We start from the raw sequence: 21,458 nt of genomic DNA on the forward strand, positions 1-21,458 counted from the left end.
CCACGCGCAGGCCCGGCGCCACCACCTTCGACAGGCTGCCCAGGTAGATCACGCGGCCTTGCGCGCCTTCGGTCTGCTGGCTGAGCGCATACAGCGACGGCGGCGGCGGCGCGTCGAAATACAGCTCGCCGTAGGGATCGTCCTCGACGATCAGCAGGTTGTGGCGCACGGCGATCTCCAGCAGGCGCTGGCGGCGCGCGAGGCTCATCAGCGCGCCGTTCGGGTTGCCGAAGTTGGGGATCACGTAGAGGAATTTCGGGCGGCTGGTGGCGAGCGTCTTCTCCAGCGCATCGACATCCAGGCCGTCCGCATCGGTCGGCACACCGGCCACCTTGGCGCCGTACAGCTTGAAGGCCTGGATGGCGGCGAGGAAGGTGGGCGCCTCGGTCAGCACGGTGTCGCCCTCGCCGATCAGCACCTTGCCAAGCAGGTCCAGGCCCTGCTGCGAGCCGGTGGTGACGAGCAGGTCGGTATTGACGATCTTCACGCCGCGCGCCTGCATGAGCGTGACGATGGCTTCGCGCAGCGGCTCGAAGCCCTCGGTGGCGCCATATTGCAGCGCGCGGGCGGCGTCGGTGGTGAGCGCGGTATCGGCGGCGGCCTTCAGGCCTTCGACGTCGAACAGCGCGGCATCGGGAAAGCCGCCGGCAAACGAGATCAGGCCCGGCTTGCCGAGCACCTTGAAGAGCTCACGGATGGCGGAGGTTTCGACGTTTTGCAGGCGGGGGGCCAGCAGCGATTGCAGGAAATCCATGGCGTGCGGGAAGTTGAGTTCGAGTGCACGCACTTTACGTGATGTCGGGCGTGGATGCATGCAAACGGCCCGTGGCTGCCATGGCTACAATGCCGCAGCCCCATTCTGCCCAGGAGCGCCGCATGGCCGTCCGACGCATCGTCCCGAACCTGCACGCCACCGATCCGGCGCGCGCCCGCGCGTTCTATGCCGATTTCCTCGGCCTGGAGGTGGCGATGGACCACGGCTGGATCGTCACCTTTGCCGACGCGGACGCCAGAATGGCCCCGCAGGTCAGCATTGCCACCGAGGGCGGTTCAGGCACGCCGGTGCCGGCGCTGTCCATCGAGGTGGACGACGTGGATGCGGTGCACGCGCGCGCCCAGGCGCTTGGCCTGGAGATCGTCTACCCGCTGGCCGACGAGCCGTGGGGCGTGCGGCGGTTCTATGTGCGCGATCCGTTCGGCAACGTGGTCAACATCCTCGCGCACAACTAGCGCCCCAACAGCAACGCCCGCAGGTCGACGGGCAGTGCGGGCGCGGCATTACTTCGCTTTGCGCTTTTGCGCGTGTTTGCCGTGGTGCGCCTTCGGCTTCTTGTCGACCACACGGGTGATGCCGCCAATGGCCGGCGGATCACTGGCCGGGAACGTGTCCTCCACGGCCTTTTCGACGAGCGCATCGCGCTTGTGCGCGTGCGGGTGCTTTTCTCGCTTCCCTTTTTCCATGACCGGCTCCGGTGTGCGGTGGTCCCTCACCCCACGCGAATGCCGTGCCTGCCCGGCGTGCTACTGCACGCGCACGCGTACCGGTGCGCCCCGCCCCAGGGTCTCCACGTCGAAGCTCACCGGCAGGAACTTCTCGATCACGCCGATGTTGGTCAGGAGATGCGACGACGCGGCCACTGCCGTGAAGCTGCCGGCACCGGCCAGCGCCATCGGCAGCACGAGTTGGTCGGCCAGATGTTCATCGACCGCCGCCGTGCTCTGCAGGTAACGCAGCGCCGCGCGGGCGACGTCCTGGCCGATGGATTCCGCCGTCACGCCACGCTCACCAAAGCCCGTGAAGACCTCGGTGACATGCTCATGCACGATGTCGAACACCAGCGCGTTGCCGGGGCCCGCTTCGTTGCCGAGATCGCGCACGGTGCCTTCCACGCCGGGCACGAGGCGGGCCAGCATGTCCAGCTCGCGCCGCGCCACGCCGCCGCGCACGCCCGCGACGATGCCGTCCGCGCGCAGTGCCTGTTGCGCGCCGCGCTCCACCAGGTGCAGCGTACCCAGGGCACCGGCGCACGGCGTGACGGTGGCCAGCACCTCGCCGCCGCCCGCCGGATAGAAGCCGTGGCGCTTGAGCGCGAGCGTCTGCAGCACGCCCATGCGCGCCACCAGCGGCAGCCACGCGCGGATCAGGAAATCGACCGGCGGCGCGGCGCGGTTGTGCGTGCCGCCGCTCACCGACACGGTGCTCGGCGCATCGGCAAACCACAGCGCGGGCAGGATGGTCTGCAGCACCAGCGTGCAGCTGCCGGCCGTGCCGATGGCAAAGCGGTAATCACCGCCGCGGATGGGGCCGGGCGCGAAGCGCAGCGTCTGCGAGCCGGCCTCGGCGCCTTCGACCGTGGCGCCGCTGATCTCGGTGGCGGCCTGCACTGCCGTCAGGTGCTGGCGCAGCAGGCCCGGCTTGGAGCGTCCGGCGCGGATGTGCTCGATCTGGAACGGCGTACCGGTCAGCATCGACAGCGTGAGCGCGGTGCGCAGGATCTGGCCGCCGCCTTCGCCCTGCGCGCCATCGAGTTCGATGCAGGCGGCGGGTTGCGATAGGGTGTTCATGGTTTCTTTTTCTTGTTGGTAGGCACACCCGCCAGGCAGGCGTGCGTCAGGTTGTGCAGGTTGCGCGAGAGAGGACTGTGTCGAACAGGAAGGCATCCAGCGCGGCTGGGTTTCCCGTGGGCTGCCGGAAATCGGCAGGCACAGCCTCCTGCGCCAAGGTCTGCTCGATGAAGGCATGGATGCGCGGAAAACGCGCGCCGTATTCGGCCTCGCCGGATTCCATCTTGATCGCGAGCAGCTGGTTGATCTCGTCACGCAGCGCGGCGTCCGTCACCATCGTGTCGGCCAGGTCGGCAAAGCGCATCGGCGGGACGCCGCGCCCGGCGTCGATCCACTGTGCGGCCAGCAACGGGCGCAGCACGTAGAGGTACTTTTTCATGCGCACGGTCTCGCCCTGCAGGTAGCCGCGAAAGTTCTTCGCCGCCATCGAGACGTAGTGCCAGCGGCCCTTGCGCTCGGAGAAGAACGTCGGCGCAAGGGTGCGCATGCGCTCGGCCAGCGCCGCGTCCTGGCGATACACCACGGGCGAGGCCAGCCACTCCAGCAAGGTCGGGTTGGAGCGGTGCATCAGCTGCAGCGCCTTGCGCAGCTCCCAGCCGGACATGTCCAGCTCGTCGCTGATGGGCACCTCGATCACGTCGCGCTGCGGCTCGACGCGCAGGTACCACTCGGGCGCGTGCACGTAGACGAAGCGCACGTCGTAGTCGCTGTCGGGCGAGGCGAAGCCCCAGCCGCGGCTGCCAGATTCGCACGCGAACAGCACGCGCACGTCGTGGCGCTGCTCGATGCTGGCGAGTTCCGCCAGCACGCGTTCACGGATGGCGTCGGAGACGGGATGCGAATACAGGAAGGTCATGGCAATCGGTTGTTCTTGTTGATTGTGGAAGCCGCCGGGCGCGGCACAAACGCACCGCGCCCGGACAGGCTCAAAGGCGAAGCGCGAACTTACCCCTTCACACACACCACCTGCCGCAGCGTGTGGACGATCTCCACCAGCTCCGCCTGGGCGGCCATCACCTGGTCGATGTCCTTGTACGCCATCGGGATCTCGTCGATCACGTCCTTGTCCTTGCGGCATTCCACGTGGGCCGTCGCGCGAATCTGGTCGTCGACCGTGAAACGCTTCTTGGCCTGCGTGCGGCTCATGGTGCGGCCGGCGCCGTGGCTGCACGAGCAGAAGGCCTCTTCGTTCCCCAGCCCGCGCACGATGAAGCTCTTCGCCCCCATCGAACCCGGGATGATGCCGAGCTGCCCCTTCTGCGCCGACACCGCGCCCTTGCGCGTCACCAGCACCTCACGCCCGAAGTGGGTCTCGCGCTGCACGTAGTTGTGGTGGCAGTTCACGGCTTCCACATCCGCCGCGAACGGCTTGGTGATGACCTTGCGCGCGGCGGCGATCACGTTCTGCATCATCGTCGCGCGGTTGCGGCGCGCGTAGTCCTGCGCCCAGCCCACGGCTTCGACGTAATCATCGAAGTGCTGGCTGCCTTCTTCGAAGTAGGCCAGGTCGCGGTCCGGCAGGTTGGCGATGTGCTGTCGCATATCGGCCTGCGCCAGTTCGATGAACAGGTTGCCGATCGCGTTGCCCACCCCACGCGAACCCGAGTGCAGCATGAACCAGACGCGGTTCTCTTCATCCAGGCAGACCTCGATGAAGTGGTTACCGGTGCCCAGCGTTCCCAGGTGCTTGTAGTTGTTGGTGTTTTTCAGCTTCGGATACTTGTCGGTGATGCGCTTGAAGCCGTCGGCCAGCTCACCCCACATCGCGTCGACCGCTTCCGGCGGCGTGTTCCAGGCGCCCTTATCGCGCGGGCCCTGCGTACGGCCGTGCGGCACCGCCGCCTCGATGGCGCTGCGCAGGCCATGCAGGTTGTCCGGCAGGTCGGCCGCCGTGAGCGTGGTGCGCGCGGCCATCATGCCGCAGCCGATATCCACACCGACGGCCGCCGGGATGATCGCGCCCTGCGTCGGGATCACGCTGCCGATGGTCGACCCCTTACCCAGGTGCACGTCCGGCATCACCGCCAGGTGCTTGAAGATGAACGGCATCTTGGCCGTGTTCATCAACTGCTTGCGGGCATCGTCTTCCACCGGCACGCCGTTGGTCCACAGCTTGATGTCGGCGCCGTCTTCGACGTGGAGGGTGTTGTAGGTACTCATGATGCTTTGATTCCGTTGTTGTTGTCGTTGTTCTTCTTGCTGATCGTGCGTCCGCTGCGGCGTATCAAGCGACACGACTTGCAGCGGATGGCGATCGAATCGATATAGCCCTTGGCGGTTTCATACCACCATTTCTGCTGCGCAGCGGTCCAGACTTCATGCTTTCCGCAATCGACGCAGGCGTACCACGTATCAACGTAGTAACCGTGCTGCGCGAAGCGGGGCAGACCGGGGCCGTAGCTGTTGTGCGGTGCCAGTTGCGACACATCCACCGGCAAACTACCGCGCGGCGGCGGCAGCACGGGGGCCGGGGGCGGCAGGCGCGCGATCCGCGCCAGCTCTCGCCGCTCGTGGCGCCGCGCCATGATGAGCGCACGTTTTTGCTTTCCACTGCACATGATGCGCTCCCGGTTGATCGATGGACGCACTCACTAGTGCAATGGACATGCCAGGCCATTCCCACCTCAACCAATCGCCGCCTAACACCATGATTTCATTGGCATTTCGCATCAATATCGCAGATGTAGGCACGCCCAACTTCCAGAAAATACGATCCATTGATATATTGATTTATCTTTTTGGATAGTGACCTGGAATGCGCAAGACCGTCGCCATCGGCTTCGTCGGCACCACGCTCGACTACGTGGGCAAGGGCGCCCAGCGCTGGGAGCGCTGGCGGCCGTCGGTCGGCCTGTGCCAGCAGGACGACATCGTCATCCACCGGCTGGAGCTGCTGCACGACGCGCGCAGCCGCGGCCTGTTCGAGCGCCTGCGCACCGACATCGCGGCCGTCTCGCCCGAGACCGAGGTGCGCAGCGTCGAGATCACGCTGCGCGACCCATGGGATTTCGAAGAGGTCTACAGCACGCTGCACGACTTCACACGCGGCTACGCCTTCGATACCGAGGCCGAGGACTACCTCATCCACATCACCACCGGCACGCACGTCGCGCAGATCTGCTGGTTCCTGCTGGCCGAGGCGCGCTACCTGCCGGCCAAGCTGATCCAGACCGCCCCGCCGCGCAAGAAAGCACTCGGCAACACGGCGGGCAGCTATAGCGTCATCGACCTGGACCTCTCGCGCTACGACAAGATCGCCACGCGCTTTGCGCGCGAGCGCGAAGACACCGTGTCGCTGCTCAAGTCGGGCATTGCCACGCGCAACCCGGCGTTCAACCGCATGATCGAACAGATCGAGCGCGTGGCCTCGCGCTCGAAGGCGCCGATGCTGCTGTTCGGGCCGACGGGCGCGGGCAAGTCGTTCCTGGCGCGCCGCGTGTATGAGATGAAGAAGGCGCGGCACCAGTTGGGCGGCCGCTTTGTCGAGGTGAACTGCGCCACGCTGCGCGGCGACAGCGCCATGTCCGCCCTCTTTGGCCATGTGAAGGGCGCCTTCACCGGCGCGCAGACCGAACGCGCGGGCCTCTTGCGCAGCGCCGACGGCGGCCTGCTCTTCCTCGACGAGATCGGCGAGCTTGGCCTGGACGAACAGGCCATGCTGCTCAAGGCCATCGAAGAGAAGCGCTTCCTGCCCTTCGGCAGCGACCGCGAGGTCGAGAGCGATTTCCAGCTGATCGCCGGCACCGTGCGCGACCTGCGCCAGTGGGTGGCCGAGGGGCGCTTCCGCGAAGACCTCTATGCGCGGATCAACCTGTGGACCTTCGACCTGCCCGGCCTGGCCGACCGCCCGGAAGACCTGGAGCCGAACCTCGACTTCGAGCTGGCGCGCTTTGCCCGCGAGCATGGCGAGCAGGTGCGCTTCCACACCGAGGCGCGACGCATCTACCTGAAGTTCGTCACCTCGCCGCAGGCGCGCTGGACGGGCAACTTCCGCGAGCTGTCGGCGTCCGTCACGCGGCTCGCGACGCTGGCCGAAGGCGGGCGCATCACCGAAGCCGACGTGGCCGACGAGATCGCGCGCCTGCAGCGCACGTGGGCCGAACCCGATTCGGCGGGCAGTGACGGTGCGCTTGCCGATCTGCTCGGCGACGAGGCCGCTTCGCTCGACCTGTTCGACCGCATGCAGCTGGAGAACGTGGTGGCGGTGTGCCGGGAATCGGCGTCACTGTCGGATGCCGGGCGCCGCCTGTTCGACGTGTCGCGCACCGAGAAGGCCAAGGTGAACGATGCGGATCGGCTGCGCAAGTACCTTGCACGCTTCGGTCTGAATTGGGCGCGCGTGCGCGCGAGCTAGCCGCTCGGTAACATGCGGCCCATCCCTGCACACCTCAATCGACACCCCCCGCGATGATCCGCCTCGACGACCTCTCCATCTTCGTGCTGGCCGTAGACAACGGCAGCCTGTCGGCGGCGGCGCGCGTGCTGAACATCGCGCCGGCGGCGGCCAGCGCGGCGGTCAAGCGGCTGGAGGCAGAGCTAGGCGTGCGGCTGCTGGCGCGCTCCACGCGCAGCCTCGCGCTCACGCAGGAGGGCGAGCGCTACCTGGAGCACGCGCGCCGCGCGCTGGCCGATCTGCAGGCCGGGCAGGATGCGCTTGCGCTCGGGCGGCAAGCGATCGGCGGCGAGGTGTCGCTGTCGATCCCGTCCGACCTGGGGCGTAGCGTGCTGGCCGGCTGGCTCGATGATTTCCTCGGCGAGCATCCGGCAGTGGCGCTGCAGGTGCGCGCATCATGGGCGACGGCGCGCCCGGCAAACAGCCGCGTGGCGCAGACCCAGTTTCAATGCCACGCAGAAAATCCGCGCCGGCAGCGCCCCTAGCGCGGCGCCGGCAGCGAGGCCGCCAGGCTCTTGAGGTTGAGCGGCTCGACGTGGATGAAGCCGCCGCGCGGGCTGTCGATGTCGGCAATCAGCATGAACGACAGCGCGATCACCAGCGGCAGCAGCACATGCAAGGTGCCGAGGATGCGCCTGCCGTGCATGGCGTAGCCGACCATCAGGTTGCCGCAGGCGGCGATCATGAACAGCAGCACCCACGCCGCGCCCGGTATGCGGTTGCGCCAGGCGGCCTGCGTATAGCCCTGGGCGTTGATCACGTCGTTCATGCCGCTCACGGCCAGGGCGACCACCGGGGTGGGCTGCGCGGCGGCCGGCGTCTGCACGGCGGCCCACAGGGCGGCCTGCAGGCGCGCGGTCTCGGCCTCGATCTCGCGCAGGTGCATGGCGTCGTGCGTGCGGTAGAGCTGGATGCGCTGGTCCAGGTAGCGCGCCAGCAGGCCGCGCACCTGGTCCGCATCGGTGGCCGGCAGCAGGCCCGCGCGCAGGTATTCGGTGCCGATGGCGTTGGCCTCTTCCTCCTCGTAGGTCTTGCGCGCGTCGTAGCGGCTGATGGCCATCGAGAAGCTGAAGCCGATGATCAGGCCGAGCAGCGTGAGCGTGGCGGCCTGGATGACGGCGAAGTCTTCGCGCGTGCCCGTGTCCATCGCGCGCCGCTTCGAGATCGCCACGCCCGCGCGCGACGCGATGGCCAGCGCGATCAGCGCCAGCACGAACACCTCGATCGGATGATCGATCACCACCCCCATGCGTCCCCCGTCAAAGTGATGTGAAAGCCGTGAGGATACGGCAGCAGCATCCGATGCGGAATGCAGCGCTAGGGCGCGGGCATCGCGTGCACGTCGGTGCTGCAGCTCGCGTGTTCGTCATCGTGCCGATGCGGGCGCAGGGCGCCGGGCACGTCATAGTGGGAGAGGCCGTGGTCTGCCAACCACGCGGCGGTGGAGGCGGCGGCGCGGTCGATCAGCTCGCCGCAGCGGGTGTAGTCGTAGGGCGACACATCGAGCGGGCACAGCGGCGGCACCACGGCGATGGGCACCTGGCCGGCCCACCGCTCCAGGTCCTGCACCAGTTGCCGCGCCACCAGCAGCGACAGCGCATTCAGCGCGTGCTCGATGGCGCCGCGCGGTTCACGCCGTTCGGCACAGGCAAACCCGGCCGGCAGCACCACCACGCGCGTGGCACCCAGGCGGACGGCGGCAGAGATGGGCGTGTTGTTGGCGACGCCACCGTCGATCAGTTGGCGGCCATCGATGCGCACCGGCGGAAACACCCCCGGGATGGCCGCGCTGGCCAGCACCGCCTGCACCAGATCGCCGGAGGACAGCACGACCTCGGCACCGGTGTGCATGTCGGTCGCCACCACGTGCAGGGGCAAGGCGGCGCCTTCCAACCGGGTCTGCCCGAAATGCCGGCTGAGCAGGCGCTGCAGCCCGCCAGCGTCGACGAGATGCCCGCGCCGGCCACCCAGCATGCCGAGCATGGTGCGCCACGACCACGGCATCACCTCGGCCCGGCGCACGCCGCGCCACAGCGCTTCGAGCTGCGCGGTACCCGCCGCATGCGGGTTACAGGCAAAGAACGCCGCGTTGATCGCCCCGGCCGAGGCGCCAACCACCAGGTCGGGAATCACGCCCGAGGCCACCAGCTCGCGCAGCATCCCGGCCTCGATGGCACCCAGGCTGCCACCGCCGGCAAAGACGAAGGCCGTTCTGTCCGCTCTGTCCATGACGATTGATGCGCCGCAGTATGAGAGATGGAGGGATCGCTCAACCTAGAGTACATCCGGGCTGCCGTGGCGGCTAGGCATAGGCATGGCTGGGTCGCAAGGTGTGCGGCGCCTATCCTGAGAGGGAGACGATCCACGCATCGGGAGGCGCCATGCACACGGAGTCGACACCAGACTGGCGCGAGCACGGCGTCAAAGTCATCCCCGGTTCACAGCTCGACCTGAACACGCCGCAAACCCCCGGCATGACAAGAGCGGCGGCCATCACGCACGCCCGCACTGGCGCCAGCAAGCTGTGGGCGGGCGCGGTCGTCATCGACGCCAATGCCAAGACCGGCGCCCACCATCACGGCGCGCTGGAAAGCGTGATCTACGTGGTGAGCGGCCGGGCGCGCATGCGCTGGGGCGAGCACCTGGAGTTCACCGCGGAAGCCGGCCCCGGCGATTTCATCTATGTGCCGCCGTTCGTGCCGCACCAGGAGATCAACGCGAGCCCAACCGAGGCGCTCAGTTGCGTGATCGTGCGCAGCGGGCAGGAGCCGGTGGTGGTGAACCTGGATATCGCCCCGATCGAGCCGCCCGAAGAGGTGTATTGGGTGGACCCGATCCATCCGCACCCGTGAGGCCCGCTCGCGTGCGCATGGCTGGCGTCAGAGGGTAGGCAAGCGCTCGAAGCGGTCGAAGCGCGGGAACGGCGGGGGCACCTCGGTGACCTCCATCGCGTCGACCAGCGCAGCGGGCATGCCCTCGCGCATCCAGGTGCACATGGCGGCGAGTTGCTGCGCCGTGCCCTGCAGCATCGCCTCGACCGAATCGTCCATCCGGTTGCGGACCCAGCCCGTCACGCCCAGCGCCTGCGCCTGATGTACGCAGGCCTCCCGGTAGCCGATACCCTGTACGCGGCCGCGCACGCGCACCAGCCGCGTGGCAAGCGGCGCATCGGTTGGAGCCGTGTCCATGACCGCGTCAGCGCGTGCGGCTGGCGGCGTCGGCCATCGGCTTCCAATGCAGGAAGCCGAACAGCAACGTCAGCAGCACGCTGTCGAACAACGGCCCCCGGTGCAGGGCCACCTTCTTGAAGAACACCACCACCTCCAGCAGGTGCACGGCCATCAGCACCAGCGCCGCAATGCGCACCCAATGGATCACCTCGTGCGACAGCGGCAGTGCCGTCAGGAAGCTGGCCACGGCCACGCCATACACAGCAAGCAGCAGGATCTTGTTGAGGAAGGTGAACACGCCGAGGTCTCCCGGAAGGTTGGTATGAGTGCGGACCGCCGGGGGCAGGATACACAGCGCCCGCCCTGCCGGGTGCGCTTTAAACGGCCCACCTTCCCGACGCCCGCGTCCACCCGCATGCATCTGCAGGGCGACGTCAACGTATGCGTACAGAGAGCACGACATCGAGAAAAACCGCATGCGGCTTTTTTACTTCACGCCTGCGCAGATAGAAGAAAACTTCACCGCCCGGCGCGTTGAAGATTCGGAGGCGCTGGCCTACGCTGAAGCTCGAACAGGAACCCAGCCTCGGCATGAAAACTGCCTCCAGCCGGCTCCCAGCAAGGCTTTGCATGTCATTCAGCAATGGCAGCGCTTCACGCATTTGCAACCAACAACACAGGGGGGGACGATCGATTCGCAATCATCCATGCGCCCACCGCGGCTCAGCCGGGCGCATGGCATCCACTCACGCGCATCTACAGGTGTTTTATGGCCTTCAACAATGTTGGACCACTAACGCTACTCAATCCGGGGCAGACGGCTCACTGGTGGTACATCCGCAATGGCGGAGAGGATTTCGGTACGCAGTTCGCCAGCGCCGATGTGAAGACGCCGAACTCCGGGGCGGTGCACCTGGCCAGCGATCAACGCAAGGAGAAGGACAACAACGGTCACACCACGTATTTCGTGAACATCACGAACCAAGGGCCGGGGGTCGCCTGGCATAACTTGCAAGGAGGGGGGGTGGTATGAAGCTCACCGTGGTTGTGGACGACAAGGGCACGTTTGTCGCCGCGCAGGAACGAAGCACCGTTAGCGAGAAGGAAGCCGGGCTCGTGGCCGGCCCGGGGCAGAAGCTGCATGAAATCGACGTGCCGGAGGATCTGCGCGCCGTCCAGGATCCGAAGCAGTTCCTGACCAAGGTGTCGCCGCTGGTGCCGGGCATGCGGGCACACTGACGCCGCACCGTTGCAGGCAGGCGGGCGCGAAGCACGCCCAAAAGAAAGGGCCGCCAGTTGGCGGCCTTTCTTATTGGCATGACGATCGAGCGCGCGCCTTGGATCGCAACACGTGCCATGGCGCAACAACCCTAGGGCCCGTACGGACGGACTTCCCGTCGATCCTGTCGTATCGTGGGCGGCTGACCCCAGACCGACGTGCCAACCGCCCACACAACACATGAAGCAGCCTGGATCGAACTCGAATCGCCCGACCGCCATCCGCTCGATCGCGCTTGCCGCGCTCAGCACCGTCTTGCTTGCCACGCCAGTACACGCTGCCGCACCGCTCGACGGCGCACGCCTGCAAGAGAGCGCCGACCGTGCCGCCGCCGGAAGCTACCGCGAATGGGTCGACCTGCTAGCCCTGCCCAACGACGCCACCGTTCCGGCCGATATCCAGAAGAACGCCAGCTGGCTGGTCAACGCCTTCACCCGGCACGGCTTTGCCGCGCGCGAACTGGCCAACGGCAACAAGCCGATGGTCTATGCAGAGTATTCGGCGCCCGCAGCCAGCGGCGGTACGCCGCGCAAGACCGTGCTGTTCTACATGCACTTCGACGGGCAATCGGTCACGCCCTCGCAGTGGGCGCAGCGCAGCCCGTGGGAGGCCACGCTCAAGTCGCGCGCGGCCGACGGCAAGTGGCAGACCCTGCCGATCGACAAGCTGTACGCCGGGCCGGTCGATCCGGAATGGCGACTCTTTGCACGGTCGTCGTCGGACGACAAGGCGCCGATCGTCATGTTCCTGGCTGCCTTCGACGCGCTCAGGGCGGCCGGTGTCGAGCCGGCGGTGAATATCAAGGTGATCCTGGACTCGGAGGAGGAGAAAGGCTCGCCCTCGCTGGGCAAGGTGATTGGCGACAACCTCGCCCTGCTGCGCAACGACGGGATGGTGATCTTCGATGGCCCGATGCACCAGAGCAACCGGCCGACCCTCATCTTTGGCAATCGCGGCGTGCTGGCGGTGCAGCTCAAGGTGTTCGGCGCCAGCCAGGGGCTGCATAGCGGGCACTACGGCAACTACGCGGCCAACCCGGCGCAGCGGCTCGCCAGCCTGCTGGCCACGATGAAGGACGACGAGGGCCGCGTCACCATCCCGGGCTATTACACACCCGTCAAGCTCGACGACCAGGCCCGCCGCATCATGGCCGCGGTGCCCGACGACGAAGCCGCGCTGCGCAAGCGCCTGGGCATTGCCAAGGCTGAGCGGGTCGGTGCCAACTACCAGGAGGCGATGCAATATCCGTCGCTGAACATTCGCGGCATCGCGTCCGGCGACGTGGGCGAAAAGGCCCGCACCATCGTTCCCGAGGTGGCCATCGCCGACATCGACATCCGCACGGTGCCCGAAACCAGCCCTGAATACCTGTTCGGCCTGCTCAAGCAGCACGTTGAAAAGCAGGGCTATCACCTGGTCAGCGGCGAACCCACCGCGGAAGAACGCGCACGCTACCCCAAGCTGGCAGCGCTCACCGCCGGCGAGGTGTCGGCCTCCAGCTCCGCCGCGCGCACCGACCTCAACGCGCCCGTCAGCCGGTGGCTCCAGCATGCAATGCAAGACACCTACGGCGAGGCCCCCGTGCAGATCCGCATGATGGGCGGCACCGTGCCAACCGGCGCCGCCGTGCAAGCCCTGCGCGCGCCCTTCGTGATCGTGCCGCTGGTCAACGCGGACAACAACCAGCACAGCTACGACGAGAACATGCGGCTGGGCAACTACCGCGATGGCATCCGCACGGTGATGGGGATTCTGGAGACGCCGCTCGATTGAGCTGTCACGAGTGGACGTCTCACGCTGCACCAGACAACCTGGCCAACGCGATGACGTCCCGACTGTTCCGGAGCGTGATTGTTTGAGCCGATCGCCACGGGGAGTGCCGAGCTCCTACATCAGCACATACCGCAAAGAGCACTTAACCCAGCCTCCACGCAAAGTATGCGCATCCGCGAAAAACCGAAGCGCGTGAGCCCTTCCTGTGGGGCGGCGTCTCGCAACTGATACGTTTGAGAGGCGGGCACGAGCTTCATTGTCGCGCGTCGCACACACCGCAAAATCGAACTGGCCGAGCATGCGCCCCCCTGCCTTGCACCCGTAACACACACGCCGCTATAATCGCGCCACTCTTCGGGGAGTAGCCGCACCAGGCGCAATGCCTGGTGGTGCACGTCAACATACTTGACTGGTCGCAGACCGTCATGGCGTGTGCAGCTCAAAGCCTGGCAAGACCGATGACGCTCATTCCCACCAAGCCGGGTCGCGGGGATGTGTGTCATCGCGTATTGACCGTGCGGCCCGGTGACAACGATCCCCATGGAATCCTTCCTCGTATCGACCAGCATTGTTGGCCTCGCCGAAATTGGCGACAAGACTCAACTGCTCTCGCTCGTCCTTGCCGCACGCTATCGCAAGCCCATCCCCATCGTGCTGGGCGTGTTTGTCGCAACGCTGATCAACCACGCTTGCTCTGGCGCACTTGGCGCATGGCTGGCCAGCGTCATCAGCCCGAACATCATGAACTGGGCGGTGGTCGCTTCATTCGCGCTGATGGCCGTCTGGATTCTCATCCCGGACAAGCTCGACGAAGCGGAGACGGCTTCCACGAAACACCCAATGGGGGTCTTCGGGACCACGGCCGTGACATTCTTTCTCGCCGAAATGGGGGACAAAACGCAAATCGTCACGGTTGCTCTTGCGGCGCGCTTCCACGAATTCTTTGGCGTTGTCGCTGGCACCACGCTGGGGATGATGCTCGCGAATGTGCCCGTCATTTATCTCGGGCACAAATTTGCCGACCGGCTCCCGACCAAGCTGGTTCACGTCCTCGCGGCGCTCATCTTCGTGGTGCTGGGCGGCCTTGCGCTCCGAACGGCGCTGTACCCCCAGGCACATCCGATGTTTTGAAACGGCTGCTCGCATGGCACTGCGCCGTTGCAATGCAGCGTGCGCGGGGTGCATGCGAAAAGAAAAGGCCGCCAGTTGGCGGCCTTTCTTGTTGTCACGATCCGGCGGGCGATTCGAGAAAGCGTCCTTGATGCTCCGGCGCGGGCAGGAAGCAGGTCTCCCGCCGGCCGAAGATGCGATAGCGATGTCGCGCACAAAAGCGATACGCAGCATCCCGCAGGGACCCCGGCACGAGCCAGCCAATCCAGAACAGCCGCCACCCCCACCCCAGCTGGTGCAGCACCCGCAGGATGGCCGCCGTGTGCTGGAACGACCGCTCGCCATCCACCAGCAGCAACGTCTCCAGCCCGTCAACTGGCAGCCCCGCCTTCGCCAACAGTTCCGCGCCGGCGTGCGTCTGGATGGAGGCGAAGCGGAACACCCGCTTGCGGTCCCGCTTCAGCAGAAATTGGACCCAGCCGCTGCAGAGCAGGCACTTGGCGTCGAAGACGACGATCATGGCGCGGCGCCTCTCGTTACTCCACCGTCACCGACTTGGCCAGGTTGCGCGGCTTGTCCACGTCGGTGCCGCGCGCCAGGGCGGTGTGGTACGCCAGCAGCTGCAGCGGTACCACGTGCAGGATCGGCGAGAGCTGCCCGTAGTGCTCCGGCATGCGGATCACCTGGATGCCGTCGGTCGACTGGATATGCGTGTCGGCATCGGCAAACACGTACAGCTTGCCGCCGCGCGCGCGCACTTCCTGGATGTTGGACTTGAGCTTCTCAAGCAGCGTGTCGTTGGGCGCGACCGTCACCACCGGCATCTGGTCGGTCACCAGGGCCAGCGGGCCGTGCTTGAGTTCGCCGGCCGGGTAGGCCTCGGCGTGGATGTAGGAGATTTCCTTGAGCTTGAGCGCACCTTCCATGGCGATCGGGAAGTGCAGGCCACGGCCGAGGAACAGTGCGTTCTCGCGGCGGGCGAACTCTTCCGACCACGCGATGATCTGCGGCTCCAGCGCCAGCACGGCGTTCAGCGCCGACGGCAGGTGGCGCAGGTGGCGCAGCGCATCGTCTTCCTGCTGGGCATTCAGGTGGCCGCGCAACTTGGCGAACGTCAGCGCCAGCATGTACAGCGCCGCCAGCTGCGTGGTGAACGCCTTGGTGGACGCCACGCCGATCTCGGTGCCGGCGCGCGTGAGGAATTTCAGCTCGGTCTCGCGCACCATGGCGCTGGTCGCCACGTTGCAGATGGCCAGCGTGTGGGTGTGGCCCAGCTCGCGCGCGTGGCGCAGCGCGGCCAGCGTGTCGGCGGTCTCGCCCGATTGCGAGATCACGACCACCAGCGCGTTCGGGTTGGGCACCGTCTCGCGATAGCGGTATTCGCTGGCGACCTCGACCTGGGTCGGGATCCTGGCAATCGATTCGAGCCAGTACTTGGCGGTGCAGCCCGAGTAGTAACTGGTGCCGCAGGCCAGGATCAGCACGCTGTCGATCTTGGGCAGGATCTCAGCCGCACGCGGGCCGAACAGATCGGGCGCGAAGCCCTGCACGCCTTCCAGCGTGTCGCCCAGGGCGCGCGGCTGCTCGAAGATTTCCTTCTGCATGAAGTGGCGGAACGGTCCGAGCTCCACCGCTGCAGCGTACGTCCCGACTTCCTTGACCTCGCGCGTGACGATGTGGTCGTGCGCGTCGGCCACGGTAAAGCCCTCGCGCGTGATCTCCACCACATCGCCTTCTTCCAGATAGGCCATGCGGCTGGCGGTGCCGGCCACGGCCAGCGCGTCGGAGGCGAGGAACGACTCGTTCGCGCCCAGCGCCACTACCAGCGGCGAGCCCGCGCGCGCGCCCACCACCACGTCGGGGTTGTCGCGCGCGAACACGGCAATCGCGTAGGCGCCGTGCAGGCGCTTGACCGCTGCGCGCACCGAGGCAAACAGGTCGCCGCGCGTGGTGCCGCTCGGGTAGGTGTAGGCCTGGTGGATCAGGTGGGCGACCACCTCGGTATCGGTCTGCGATTCAAAGCCGTAGCCGACGGCCTTCAACTCTTCACGCAGGGCTTCGTAGTTCTCGATGATGCCGTTGTGCACCAGGGCAATGGTGTCGCCCGAGAAGTGCGGGTGGGCATTGACCGTGTCCGGCCGGCCGTGCGTGGCCCAGCGCGTGTGGGCGATGCCGATGGCACCGTCCAGGTGGCTGGCGTGCGTCTGCGAATCCAGGTCGGCCACGCGCGACACGGTGCGGGCGCGCTCCAGTTGGCCGTCGCGCTGCACGGCCACGCCGCACGAGTCGTAGCCGCGGTATTCCAGGCGGCGCAGGCCTTCGATCAGGACGGGAACGATGTTGCGCGTGGAAACCGCGCCAACGATGCCGCACATGTTGATTTCTCCGGTTGGAGCGCGGTGGCTTCGTGCACCGCGCTCGGTATTCACTCAGTATCGATGCTCACGCGCCGCAGCGGCATCCGCTGTTCGACGCAAGAAAACCTCTGTCAGGCGCCCTTTTTCTGCCCGGTGTTCTGCTTAAGCGGACGCTGCCAGCCGCTGATGGTGGTCTGGCGCGCACGCGAGACCGTCAGCTGGCCTTCCGGCGCGTCCTTGGTCAGCGTGGTGCCGGCGCCCAGCGTGGCGCCCTTGCCCACGCGCACCGGGGCCACCAGCTGCGTATCCGAGCCGATGAAGGCGTCGTCCTCGATGATGGTGCGGAACTTGTTCGCGCCGTCGTAGTTGCAGGTGATGGTGCCCGCACCGATGTTCACGCGCGAGCCCACCGTGGCGTCGCCCACATAGGCGAGGTGGTTGGCCTTGCTGTGCGCGGCAATCTGGCTGTTCTTGACCTCGACGAAGTTGCCGATGTGCACGTCTTCAGCCAACTCGGTGCCCGGGCGCAGGCGCGCGTACGGGCCGATGCGCGATTCAGCGCCCACCTTGGCTTGCTCGATATGGCAGAACGGCAGGATCTCGGCGCCGGCCTCGATGGCGGCTGCGCGGATCACGCAATTCGCGCCCACATGCACGCCGTCGCCCAACGTCACGTTGCCTTCGAAGATGCAGTTGACGTCGATGACCACGTCGCGCCCGCAGGTGAGCTTGCCGCGGATGTCGATGCGCGCCGGGTCGATCAGCGTCACGCCGTCTTCCAGCAGCTGCTGTGCGAGGTTGCGCTGGTGGGTGCGCTCCAGCTCGGCCAGTTGCACCTTGCTGTTCACGCCCAGCGTCTCCCACTCGGCCAGCGGGTGGGCGGAGGTGATCGGCACGCCCTCGTTGGCGGCGCGCTCGATCACGTCGGTCAGGTAGTACTCGCCCTGGGCGTTGTTGTTGGACAGCGTGGCGAGCCAGGTCTTGAGCTTGGCCGTCGGGCAAACCAGGATGCCGGTATTGACCTCGTGGATGGCAAGCTGGGTCTCGTTGGCGTCTTTCTGCTCGACGATGCGGGTGATGCGGCCGGCGGCGTCGCGCACGATGCGGCCGTAGCCGGTCGGGTCGTCCAGGTGCACGGTCAGCACGCCCAGGTGGTCGCCGCCAGCGGCGCCGACCAGCGCGTTGAGCGTCTCGGCGCGGGTGAGCGGCACGTCGCCGTAGAGCACCAGGGTCGGCACGCTGGCGTCGAGCTGGTCGAGCGCCTGCATGACGGCGTGGCCGGTGCCGAGTTGCTGCTCCTGCGTCGCGAAGGTGACATCCGGCGCGCCGACCATCTCTCGCACGCGCTCGCCGCCGTGGCCAACCACGACGACTAGCCGGGTCGGCGACAATGAGCGAGCGGTTTCGATGACATGGGCCAGGAGCGGCTTGCCGGCCAGCGGATGCAGGACTTTGGGCAGCGCGGAGCGCATGCGTTTGCCAAGCCCTGCGGCAAGAATGACGATGTTCACGGAGATCCCTACAGTGACTCGAAGCGATAGCCTGCGGCCTGCGTCCATGCACCGGAACACCGGCCATGGAGCCTTCGCCCGCCACCGCCCCTCAGGGTGGCTGGACCGCCTGGGAGGCCTTCTGCGAGGCGCGTTTGCGGCGTATCAGACACAGGCCAAAAATTTTAACATGCGCCCCCGCCCCCCACGGAACCCACCAAACGGTGGCCAGGTTGCGCAAATGCGCTGGTCGGGCAGGCTGGCGCGTTGGCTGATCGTGGGCTCGGTGGCGGTCCTCGCCGCCTGCAGCACCATGAAGCTCGGCTACCAGCAGGGCAACCGGCTGGTCTACTGGTGGGTCGACCGCTACTTCGACATGCAGGACGCGCAGGTCGACGCCACGCGCGGCGCCATCACCCGCTTCTTTGCGTGGCACCGGCGCGAGCAGTTGCCACGCATCGCCGTCCTGCTCGAACGCGCCCAAAACGAGCTGCAGCAACCGGTGAGCGCCGAGCAGATGCGCGCCTACCAGGCCGCCTACTACGCGCTGGGCCGTGACGCCTTCGAGCACGCCAAGCCCGACATCGCCGACATCCTGCTGACCGTTACGCCGGCGCAGATCGCGCACGTGCGCAAGCAGTTTGGCGAGGCCAACGAGAAATACCAGCAGCGCTACCTGCAAAGCGATGCCGACGAGCGCCTGCAAGCCCGCCTCAAGCAGGTGATGGCGAATGCGCGCCTGATCTACGGGCGCTTCACAAACGCACAGGAAGAGGTCGTCCGCGCGGCCATCGCGCCGCTGGTGGCCGGCGCCCCCGCGCGCTACGAAGAGCGGCTCAAGCGCCAGCAGGCGTGGCTCGCCATGCTCGACCGCGTGCAGGCCGAACACCCCGACAAGGCCTCCGTCATGCAGTGGCTGACCACCTATGCGGACCAATGGCAGCACCCGCCCGGCGAGCGCGGCACCCGCCACGATGCCTACCTCGATGCGGATATCGATGTGTCCGTGACCATCGCCAACCTGACCACGCCGCAGCAGAAGCAGCACGCACGCGAGCGTCTGCAGGGCTGGATCGACGACGCGCACGACCTGATACGCGACGGCGCCGGCCAGACCGCCACCGCCGGCAGGCCGGTCGACGCCGCCAGCCTGCGCCAGCTCGACGATTGATGAACGCTTTTAGTTGGCGGCCTGCTCGGCCGGCGCCTGCGGCTCGCCCGGCTTGCGCTCAAACCGCACGAACTCGATGCGGTCGTCGTGCGAGCCGGCAAACACCAGCGGCGCCTGGTCGTACGCGGTCTGGCCGAACATCGCGTCTTCGCTGATCTTCGCCAGGCCGGTGGTCAGGCCGTTGAAGTCGAACAGGTCGGTATCGGCCAAGTGCGCGGGCACCACGTTCTGCAGCGCCGCGAAGATGTTGTCGATGCGCCCCGGCGTCTGGCGCTCCCACTCCAGCAGCATCTCCTTGACCTTCTTGCGCTGCAGGTTCTCCTGCGAGCCGCACAGGTTGCACGGGATGATGGGGAACTCCATCGCACGGGCGTACGACGCGATTTCCTTCTCCGCGCAATAGGCCAGCGGGCGGATCACGATGTGGTCGCCGTTGTCGGTGGCCAGCTTGGGCGGCATCGCCTTCATCTTGCCGCCGAAGAACATGTTCAGGAAGAACGTGTTGACGATGTCGTCGCGGTGGTGGCCCAACGCGATCTTGTTGGCGCCCAGCTCCTTGGCCGTGCGGTAGATCACGCCGCGGCGCAGGCGCGAGCATAGCGAGCACGTGGTCTTGCCCTCCGGCACCTTCTCCTTGACGATCGAATACGTGTCCGCCTCGACGATCACGTACTCCACACCCACCTTCTTCAGGTAGTTGGGCAGCACGTCTTCCGGAAAGCCCGGCTGCTTCTGGTCGAGGTTCATCGCGATCAGCTTGAAGTCGACCGGCGCGCGCTTCTGCAGCGCCATCAGCACCGACAGCATGGTGTACGAGTCCTTGCCGCCGGACAGGCACACGAGCACGGTATCGCCGTCCTCGATCATCTTGAAGTCGCCGATGGCGCGGCCGACTTGCGACTGCAGGCGGGTTTCGAGGCGGTGGAAATTATTGGAGAACGTCATGGCATACCGACCCTGCCGGCGCTGAATAATGGCCGAACAGGCGTCAAATTGTCTGGAAAATCAGCATTTTAGCGCGCTCCAGTGCCGTGCGGGGCCGCCGCCAGCAGGCGCGGGCGAACGCGCCTAGAATCGTGCGCTTCCCCTTCTTTCTCGGAGACGGCAATGCGGATTCTGGTACTGGGCGCCGGCGGCACCGGCGGCTATTTCGGTGGACGGCTCACCCAAGCCGGCGCGGACGTGACCTTCCTGGTGCGCCCCGCGCGCGCGGCGCGGCTGCGCGAGCACGGGCTGGATATCCGCAGCCCGCTGGGCGACGTGCGCTTCCCGATCCAGGTCATCACCGCCGACGAGGCCACCGCCTGGGGCCATGCCGACCTGGTGCTGCTGAGCTGCAAGGCCTACGACCTGGACGATGCCATCGCCGCCATCCGCCCGGTGGTGGGCGAGCGCACCGTGGTGCTGCCGGTGCTCAACGGGCTAGCGCACCTGGAGAAGCTCGACGCCGCCTTCGGCGAATCGCGCGTGCTGGGCGGGCTGTGCCACATCAGCGCGGCCAGCGCGCCGGACGGTGCCGTGCTGCACCTGAATCCGCTGCATTCCATCACCTTCGGCGAGCGCACGCCGCATGCGCCGCGCGAACGCACCCAGGCCATCCAGGACGTCTTCGCCACCGCGCAGTTCGACTCGGTGCTGGCCGAGAACGTGATGCAGGACATGTGGGAGAAGTTCGTCTTCATCACCTCGCTCGCCTCGATGACGTGCCTGATGCGTGCGTCGGTGGGCGAGATCGTTGCCACCGATGAAGGCAAGGCACTGAACGAAGCGATGTTTGCGAGCTGCGGGACCGTCTCGGCTGCGTCGGGCTACCCGATCCGGCCGCAGGCGCGCACGCGCGGGCTGGAATTCCTCACCAAGGCCGGCTCGCCGATGACGGCGTCGATGCTGCGCGATCTGGAGTCGGGCGGGCGCGTGGAGGCTGATCAGATCGTCGGGGACATGCTGCGGCGTGGGCGGGCGTTGGGCGTGGATGTGGCGCTGCTGCGTGTGGCGTATGCGCATTTGCAGGCGTATCAGCAGCGGTTGTTGCGGGCTGTTGTTTGAGTGGGGGGGATTTGTTCGCCGGGTTTTTGCGGTTGGTGGTGCATCCCTGGTTTCATCCCCTGCCGGGGCTGACTCACTTTCTTTGTCTTGCCAAAGAAAGTAAG

General features: G+C 66.7%; 24 protein-coding genes, 1 pseudogene and 1 riboswitch. Of the genes and pseudogenes, 10 read left to right on the forward strand and 15 right to left on the reverse strand.

All coding sequences use genetic code 11. The features are described 5' to 3' along the window. Window positions 1-754: PLP-dependent aminotransferase family protein (locus tag QZ609_RS12780; protein WP_295495133.1), on the reverse strand; the 754-nt coding region annotated here is incomplete at its 3' end. A gap of 122 nt (window positions 755-876) precedes the next feature. Here QZ609_RS12780 and QZ609_RS12785 point away from each other — a divergent pair. Beyond that, window positions 877-1,230: a glyoxalase superfamily protein gene (locus QZ609_RS12785; protein WP_295495069.1), complete on the forward strand. Its 354-nt coding sequence runs from the start codon at window positions 877-879 to the stop codon at window positions 1,228-1,230. 48 nt (window positions 1,231-1,278) lie between these two features. On the opposite strand, the gene QZ609_RS12790 is transcribed toward QZ609_RS12785, so the two are convergent. The 5 genes from QZ609_RS12790 to QZ609_RS12810 form a co-directional block, all read right to left on the reverse strand. Continuing rightward, window positions 1,279-1,461, reverse strand: coding sequence for a hypothetical protein (locus tag QZ609_RS12790; protein ID WP_295495071.1), 183 nt, complete (start codon window positions 1,459-1,461; stop codon window positions 1,279-1,281). Window positions 1,462-1,521: 60 nt separating this feature from the next. After that, the gene (gene rtcA, locus QZ609_RS12795; protein ID WP_295495074.1) at window positions 1,522-2,565 is read right to left on the reverse strand and encodes an RNA 3'-terminal phosphate cyclase; all 1,044 of its coding nucleotides are present in this window, start codon (window positions 2,563-2,565) and stop codon (window positions 1,522-1,524) included. 46 nt (window positions 2,566-2,611) lie between these two features. Then, on the reverse strand, window positions 2,612-3,421 hold the full coding sequence (locus QZ609_RS12800) for a nucleotidyltransferase domain-containing protein (protein ID WP_295495077.1): 810 nt from the start codon (window positions 3,419-3,421) through the stop codon (window positions 2,612-2,614). A gap of 89 nt (window positions 3,422-3,510) precedes the next feature. Then, window positions 3,511-4,725: an RtcB family protein gene (locus QZ609_RS12805; RefSeq protein ID WP_295495080.1), complete on the reverse strand. Its 1,215-nt coding sequence runs from the start codon at window positions 4,723-4,725 to the stop codon at window positions 3,511-3,513. Next, the gene (locus tag QZ609_RS12810; RefSeq protein ID WP_295495083.1) at window positions 4,722-5,153 is read right to left on the reverse strand and encodes a zinc-ribbon domain containing protein; all 432 of its coding nucleotides are present in this window, start codon (window positions 5,151-5,153) and stop codon (window positions 4,722-4,724) included. The genes QZ609_RS12805 and QZ609_RS12810 overlap by 4 nt, the downstream gene beginning before the upstream one ends. Before the next feature lie 167 nt (window positions 5,154-5,320). Between QZ609_RS12810 and rtcR the strand changes: the two genes are divergently transcribed. Both rtcR and QZ609_RS12820 read left to right on the forward strand, forming a co-directional pair. Next, window positions 5,321-6,919 (forward strand): RNA repair transcriptional activator RtcR, encoded by a 1,599-nt coding sequence (gene rtcR, locus QZ609_RS12815; RefSeq protein ID WP_295495086.1) that lies wholly within the window; start codon window positions 5,321-5,323, stop codon window positions 6,917-6,919. Window positions 6,920-6,972: 53 nt separating this feature from the next. After that, window positions 6,973-7,350, forward strand: a pseudogene (locus QZ609_RS12820) (LysR family transcriptional regulator); the annotation flags it as partial. 89 nt (window positions 7,351-7,439) lie between these two features. Here QZ609_RS12820 and QZ609_RS12825 read toward each other — a convergent pair. Together QZ609_RS12825 and QZ609_RS12830 are read right to left on the reverse strand one after the other, a co-directional pair. Next, window positions 7,440-8,207: a hypothetical protein gene (locus QZ609_RS12825; RefSeq protein WP_295495089.1), complete on the reverse strand. Its 768-nt coding sequence runs from the start codon at window positions 8,205-8,207 to the stop codon at window positions 7,440-7,442. 68 nt (window positions 8,208-8,275) lie between these two features. Next, window positions 8,276-9,187, reverse strand: coding sequence for a patatin-like phospholipase family protein (locus tag QZ609_RS12830; protein WP_295495092.1), 912 nt, complete (start codon window positions 9,185-9,187; stop codon window positions 8,276-8,278). Between the two features lie 152 nt (window positions 9,188-9,339). Here QZ609_RS12830 and QZ609_RS12835 point away from each other — a divergent pair, with 152 nt between their 5' ends. Continuing rightward, complete coding sequence (locus QZ609_RS12835) at window positions 9,340-9,810, forward strand: cupin domain-containing protein (RefSeq protein ID WP_295495095.1); 471 nt, start codon at window positions 9,340-9,342, stop codon at window positions 9,808-9,810. Between the two features lie 27 nt (window positions 9,811-9,837). Here the strand turns inward: QZ609_RS12835 and QZ609_RS12840 are convergent, their stop codons facing one another. From QZ609_RS12840 to QZ609_RS12850, 3 genes are all read right to left on the reverse strand, one after another. Beyond that, complete coding sequence (locus QZ609_RS12840; protein ID WP_295495098.1) at window positions 9,838-10,146, reverse strand: acylphosphatase; 309 nt, start codon at window positions 10,144-10,146, stop codon at window positions 9,838-9,840. Between the two features lie 7 nt (window positions 10,147-10,153). Beyond that, the gene (locus QZ609_RS12845; RefSeq protein WP_295495101.1) at window positions 10,154-10,426 is read right to left on the reverse strand and encodes a hypothetical protein; all 273 of its coding nucleotides are present in this window, start codon (window positions 10,424-10,426) and stop codon (window positions 10,154-10,156) included. Between the two features lie 136 nt (window positions 10,427-10,562). Then, the gene (locus tag QZ609_RS12850; protein ID WP_295495104.1) at window positions 10,563-10,790 is read right to left on the reverse strand and encodes a hypothetical protein; all 228 of its coding nucleotides are present in this window, start codon (window positions 10,788-10,790) and stop codon (window positions 10,563-10,565) included. Window positions 10,791-10,897: 107 nt separating this feature from the next. On the opposite strand from QZ609_RS12850, the gene QZ609_RS12855 reads away from it, so the two are divergent. The 4 genes from QZ609_RS12855 to QZ609_RS12870 all read left to right on the forward strand — a co-directional run bounded on the left by QZ609_RS12855 (window position 10,898) and on the right by QZ609_RS12870 (window position 14,311). Beyond that, window positions 10,898-11,161: a hypothetical protein gene (locus QZ609_RS12855; protein WP_295495107.1), complete on the forward strand. Its 264-nt coding sequence runs from the start codon at window positions 10,898-10,900 to the stop codon at window positions 11,159-11,161. Then, entirely contained in the window at window positions 11,158-11,367 is a 210-nt protein-coding gene (locus tag QZ609_RS12860; protein ID WP_295495110.1) for a hypothetical protein, read from the forward strand. The genes QZ609_RS12855 and QZ609_RS12860 overlap by 4 nt, the downstream gene beginning before the upstream one ends. A gap of 220 nt (window positions 11,368-11,587) precedes the next feature. Next, window positions 11,588-13,180 carry a M20/M25/M40 family metallo-hydrolase gene (locus tag QZ609_RS12865; RefSeq protein ID WP_295495113.1) on the forward strand — a complete coding sequence of 531 codons (1,593 nt, stop codon included), beginning with the start codon at window positions 11,588-11,590 and terminating at the stop codon, window positions 13,178-13,180. Between the two features lie 344 nt (window positions 13,181-13,524). Continuing rightward, window positions 13,525-13,698: riboswitch (yybP-ykoY riboswitch) on the forward strand. A 22-nt stretch (window positions 13,699-13,720) separates the two neighbouring features. Then, window positions 13,721-14,311 (forward strand): TMEM165/GDT1 family protein, encoded by a 591-nt coding sequence (locus QZ609_RS12870; RefSeq protein ID WP_295495116.1) that lies wholly within the window; start codon window positions 13,721-13,723, stop codon window positions 14,309-14,311. 94 nt (window positions 14,312-14,405) lie between these two features. On the opposite strand, the gene QZ609_RS12875 is transcribed toward QZ609_RS12870, so the two are convergent. The 3 genes from QZ609_RS12875 to glmU form a co-directional block, all read right to left on the reverse strand. Continuing rightward, on the reverse strand, window positions 14,406-14,810 hold the full coding sequence (locus QZ609_RS12875) for a thiol-disulfide oxidoreductase DCC family protein (protein WP_295495119.1): 405 nt from the start codon (window positions 14,808-14,810) through the stop codon (window positions 14,406-14,408). A 16-nt stretch (window positions 14,811-14,826) separates the two neighbouring features. Further along, window positions 14,827-16,665 carry a glutamine--fructose-6-phosphate transaminase (isomerizing) gene (gene glmS / locus QZ609_RS12880; RefSeq protein WP_295495121.1) on the reverse strand — a complete coding sequence of 613 codons (1,839 nt, stop codon included), beginning with the start codon at window positions 16,663-16,665 and terminating at the stop codon, window positions 14,827-14,829. A 113-nt stretch (window positions 16,666-16,778) separates the two neighbouring features. Next, the gene (gene glmU, locus QZ609_RS12885) at window positions 16,779-18,158 is read right to left on the reverse strand and encodes a bifunctional UDP-N-acetylglucosamine diphosphorylase/glucosamine-1-phosphate N-acetyltransferase GlmU (protein WP_295495123.1); all 1,380 of its coding nucleotides are present in this window, start codon (window positions 18,156-18,158) and stop codon (window positions 16,779-16,781) included. A gap of 220 nt (window positions 18,159-18,378) precedes the next feature. On the opposite strand from glmU, the gene QZ609_RS12890 reads away from it, so the two are divergent. After that, window positions 18,379-19,308 (forward strand): DUF6279 family lipoprotein, encoded by a 930-nt coding sequence (locus QZ609_RS12890; protein ID WP_365901508.1) that lies wholly within the window; start codon window positions 18,379-18,381, stop codon window positions 19,306-19,308. A gap of 9 nt (window positions 19,309-19,317) precedes the next feature. Here QZ609_RS12890 and ttcA read toward each other — a convergent pair whose 3' ends face one another. After that, complete coding sequence (ttcA, locus tag QZ609_RS12895; protein WP_295495128.1) at window positions 19,318-20,253, reverse strand: tRNA 2-thiocytidine(32) synthetase TtcA; 936 nt, start codon at window positions 20,251-20,253, stop codon at window positions 19,318-19,320. 162 nt (window positions 20,254-20,415) lie between these two features. Here ttcA and panE point away from each other — a divergent pair, with 162 nt between their 5' ends. Beyond that, a complete protein-coding gene (gene panE / locus QZ609_RS12900) occupies window positions 20,416-21,354 on the forward strand; it encodes a 2-dehydropantoate 2-reductase (protein WP_295495130.1) in 939 nt (312 codons plus the stop codon). The last annotated feature ends 104 nt before the right edge of the window (window positions 21,355-21,458 follow it).

It is taken from the genome of uncultured Ralstonia sp., from assembly GCA_913056305.1.
Taxonomy (GTDB): Bacteria; Pseudomonadota; Gammaproteobacteria; order Burkholderiales; family Burkholderiaceae; genus Ralstonia.

Bases quoted from the DNA above. Each gene is read 5' to 3' on its own strand.
- rtcR (WP_295495086.1), top strand. From the start codon at position 5,321: ATGCGCAAGACCGTCGCCATCGGCTTCGTCGGCACCACGCTCGACTAC.
- QZ609_RS12865 (WP_295495113.1), top strand. From the start codon at position 11,588: ATGAAGCAGCCTGGATCGAACTCGAATCGCCCGACCGCCATCCGCTCG.
- QZ609_RS12855 (WP_295495107.1), top strand. From the start codon at position 10,898: ATGGCCTTCAACAATGTTGGACCACTAACGCTACTCAATCCGGGGCAG.
- QZ609_RS12830 (WP_295495092.1), bottom strand. From the start codon at position 9,187: ATGGACAGAGCGGACAGAACGGCCTTCGTCTTTGCCGGCGGTGGCAGC.
- QZ609_RS12875 (WP_295495119.1), bottom strand. From the start codon at position 14,810: ATGATCGTCGTCTTCGACGCCAAGTGCCTGCTCTGCAGCGGCTGGGTC.
- QZ609_RS12805 (WP_295495080.1), bottom strand. From the start codon at position 4,725: ATGAGTACCTACAACACCCTCCACGTCGAAGACGGCGCCGACATCAAG.
- QZ609_RS12870 (WP_295495116.1), top strand. From the start codon at position 13,721: ATGGAATCCTTCCTCGTATCGACCAGCATTGTTGGCCTCGCCGAAATT.
- QZ609_RS12890 (WP_365901508.1), top strand. From the start codon at position 18,379: ATGCGCTGGTCGGGCAGGCTGGCGCGTTGGCTGATCGTGGGCTCGGTG.
- QZ609_RS12800 (WP_295495077.1), bottom strand. From the start codon at position 3,421: ATGACCTTCCTGTATTCGCATCCCGTCTCCGACGCCATCCGTGAACGC.
- rtcA (WP_295495074.1), bottom strand. From the start codon at position 2,565: ATGAACACCCTATCGCAACCCGCCGCCTGCATCGAACTCGATGGCGCG.
- ttcA (WP_295495128.1), bottom strand. From the start codon at position 20,253: ATGACGTTCTCCAATAATTTCCACCGCCTCGAAACCCGCCTGCAGTCG.
- QZ609_RS12840 (WP_295495098.1), bottom strand. From the start codon at position 10,146: ATGGACACGGCTCCAACCGATGCGCCGCTTGCCACGCGGCTGGTGCGC.
- QZ609_RS12835 (WP_295495095.1), top strand. From the start codon at position 9,340: ATGCACACGGAGTCGACACCAGACTGGCGCGAGCACGGCGTCAAAGTC.
- QZ609_RS12790 (WP_295495071.1), bottom strand. From the start codon at position 1,461: ATGGAAAAAGGGAAGCGAGAAAAGCACCCGCACGCGCACAAGCGCGAT.
- panE (WP_295495130.1), top strand. From the start codon at position 20,416: ATGCGGATTCTGGTACTGGGCGCCGGCGGCACCGGCGGCTATTTCGGT.
- QZ609_RS12850 (WP_295495104.1), bottom strand. From the start codon at position 10,790: ATGCGTGAAGCGCTGCCATTGCTGAATGACATGCAAAGCCTTGCTGGG.
- glmS (WP_295495121.1), bottom strand. From the start codon at position 16,665: ATGTGCGGCATCGTTGGCGCGGTTTCCACGCGCAACATCGTTCCCGTC.
- QZ609_RS12860 (WP_295495110.1), top strand. From the start codon at position 11,158: ATGAAGCTCACCGTGGTTGTGGACGACAAGGGCACGTTTGTCGCCGCG.
- QZ609_RS12785 (WP_295495069.1), top strand. From the start codon at position 877: ATGGCCGTCCGACGCATCGTCCCGAACCTGCACGCCACCGATCCGGCG.
- QZ609_RS12825 (WP_295495089.1), bottom strand. From the start codon at position 8,207: ATGGGGGTGGTGATCGATCATCCGATCGAGGTGTTCGTGCTGGCGCTG.